This window comes from Nocardioides sp. (genome assembly GCF_004803405.1).
Taxonomy (GTDB): Bacteria; Actinomycetota; Actinomycetes; order Propionibacteriales; family Nocardioidaceae; genus Nocardioides; species Nocardioides vastitatis.
Map to the genome: position 1 here is coordinate 1 of NZ_SSXI01000271.1, position 2,824 is coordinate 2,824.

The following is a 2,824-nucleotide window of genomic DNA, read 5'->3' on the forward strand; positions in this document are numbered from 1 at the left end:
CATATGCATGACACACTGTTGAGTTCTCAAACATCACACGCCGCGGAGCTCACCGTCTCCGGTCGAGTCTCCGAGCTGATGTCACCGCACACACGACCGTTGCCGTGAAGTGGTCCCTGTCGCGAGACAGTGCCGACCACACCGGTTCTGGTGTGAGAGTGGTGGTCGCCGGGGCCGGACGCCCTCCGCTCACCTGACGATGAGCGTCTTGCTTCCCGCCGCTCCCTGCGACAACCAGAACATTACGGCACACCCCCGACGCGACACAAATCGGGGTCGAGTGACCCGGGGCACAGGGCCTCGAGGCGCCTCGCTCACACGACCCGCACGCCTGCGAACCGCTTCTTCCCCCGGCGCAGCACGAGCCAGGAGCCACCGATGAGGTCGGAGCTGGCGGGCGCGTGCTCGGGGTCCTCGATGCGCACGTTGTTGATGTACGCCCCGCCCTCGGCGACCGTCCGCCGGGCCTCGCCCTTGGACTTCGCCAGTCCCGTGGCGGTCAGCAGCTCCACCACGTCGGGGATGCCGGCCGAGCCGGGGAGCTCCACGGCCCCCGCCTCGCCGAGTGCGGCGGCCAGCGTCGCCGGCGACAGCGCTCGCACGTCACCGCCGCCGAACAACGCCTCCGCAGCCGACTTGGCCTGCTCGGTCTCGGACGCGCCGTGCACGAGGGTGGTCACCTCGTCGGCCAGGACCTTCTGGGCCTCACGCAGGAACGGCTTCTCCGCATGCCGAGCCTCGAGCTCCTCGATCTCCTGCCGACCGAGGAAGGTGAAGACCCGCAGGAGCTCACCGACCTTCTCGTCCTCGACGTTCAGCCAGAACTGATGGAAGGCGTACGGCGCCATCATCTCCGGGTCCAGCCACAGCGCGCCGCCCTCGGTCTTGCCGTACTTCGTCCCGTCGCTCTTCGTCAGCAGCGGTGTCGCGAACGCGTGCGCCTTGCCGCCGGCCGCACGGCGGATCAGCTCGACGCCGGCGGTCAGGTTGCCCCACTGGTCGGAGCCTCCGAATTGGAGGGTCACGCCGTGCTCGCGGTAGAGGGTGAGGAAGTCGAAGGACTGCAGCAGCACGTAGCTGAACTCGGTGTAGCTGATCCCCTGCTCGAGGCGGCGGGCCACCACGTCGCGGCCCAGCATCCGGTTGACCGGGAAATGCTTGCCGATGTCGCGCAGGAAGTCGATCGTGGAGAGCTGCGCGGTCCAGTCGTAGTTGTTGACCATCCTCGCGGCGTTCTCGCCCTCGAAGGAGAGGAACGGCTCGATCTGGGCGCGGACCCGGTCGGTCCACTCCTTCACGGTGTCGGCGGAGTTGAGGGTCCGCTCCCCCGACTCCTTGGGGTCCCCGATCATGCCGGTCGCGCCACCCACGAGTGCGTGCGGCTTGTGGCCGGCCAGCTGGAGCCGCCGCGCGGCGAGGATCTGGACGAGGTGGCCCATGTGGAGGCTCGGCGCCGTCGGGTCGAATCCCACGTAGAACTTGAGGCTCCCCTCGGACAGCGCAGCGCGGAGCGCATCGCGGTCCGTGGACTCGGCCAGCAGGCCGCGCCACGCGAGGTCGTCGAGGAGGGTGGGGTCGACGGGCACGTCGGTCCTTCCGGTCGGTCGTCTCGGCTGTTGACGGCCCCAAGCCTGCCCCATCTCCGAGGCCTGGGACGAATGGGTTCCACGGACGGCCAGTGGGTACCGTCCAGAGCGACATGACGATCACGCGGGTGGCCGACAGGTACAGGCTCGACCGGGAGGTGGGACGGGGGGCGTGCGGGGCTGTCTGGGCGGCCAACGACGAGGTCCTCCGGCGACCGGTCGCGATCAAGCGCGTCGGTCCGCCGCCCGGCGCGGAGGACACCGAGACGGTCCGCGCGGAGCGCGAGGCGCAGCTCGCCGCGCAGGTCAACCATCCCAACGTCATCTCGGTGTTCGACCTGATCCAGGACGACGACGACCACTACTGGCTGGTCATGGAGTACGTCGACGGGTGCCCGCTCTCGACGATCATCCGCGAGCAGGGACCGGTGGCGCCCGACGAGCTCGCCGGCCTGCTCGCACCCGTGGCGGACGCGCTGGCGGCCGCGCACCAACTCGGCATCGTCCACCGCGACGTGAGGCCGTCCAACATCCTCGTCCGCACCGACGGGGAGGCGAAGCTGTCGGACTTCGGCATCGCCCGCGCGGCCCACGACGCGACCCTCACCCAGACCGGTGCGGTGACCGGGTCACCGGCCTACATCGCTCCCGAGGTCGCGACCGGTGGGAGCGCGACGCCGGCGAGTGACGTCTGGTCGTTCGGTGCGACCCTCTTCCACGCCCTGTCCGGGCGGCCGCCGTACCACCGCGAGGGCGAGGACAACGCCGTGCTCACCGTCCTGTTCCGGATCGCGCATGACGATCCACCGCGGCTGCCGACGGCCGGCTGGCTGGCTCCCATCGTCGGGATGACCATGACCCGCGACCCGGAGGCTCGGCCGACCATGGCCGAGGTTTGCGACTTCCTGTCCGAGCGGGAGCCCGCCCCACCGGAGTCCACGCTCGTGATTCCGGCCGTGGCCGCACCGGGCACTGGCAGCTCGACGGACCTGGCGACGGTCGCCTTCACCCCGGAGCCGCCGAAGCCGTCGACCCCACCGGCCCCCGAGCCACCGTCCCCGCAGCCCCCTGCGCCGCCGGAGGGCCCTCCCCCGCCGATCCCCTCCCGCGAGTCCGGCGGTCGCGGCCGTCAGGCCCCTGGGCGTCGTACCGTCGTGATCGCGGCCGCGGCCGTCGCGGCACTCGTGCTGCTGGGCCTCGGCCTGCTGCTCCGCAACGGCGCGGGCGGAGACCCCGCA

At 70.9% G+C, this 2,824-nt stretch carries 2 protein-coding genes; one reads left to right on the top strand and one right to left on the bottom strand.

The annotated features are described in order from the left end of the window. Nucleotides 1-314: 314 nt before the first annotated feature. A complete protein-coding gene (gene tyrS, locus E7Z54_RS19415) occupies nucleotides 315-1,586 on the bottom strand; it encodes a tyrosine--tRNA ligase (protein ID WP_240769793.1) in 1,272 nt (423 codons plus the stop codon). A gap of 113 nt (nucleotides 1,587-1,699) precedes the next feature. Between tyrS and E7Z54_RS19420 the strand changes: the two genes are divergently transcribed. After that, the coding region (locus E7Z54_RS19420) for a serine/threonine-protein kinase (RefSeq protein WP_136436374.1) at nucleotides 1,700-2,824 on the top strand (1,125 nt) is incomplete at its 3' end.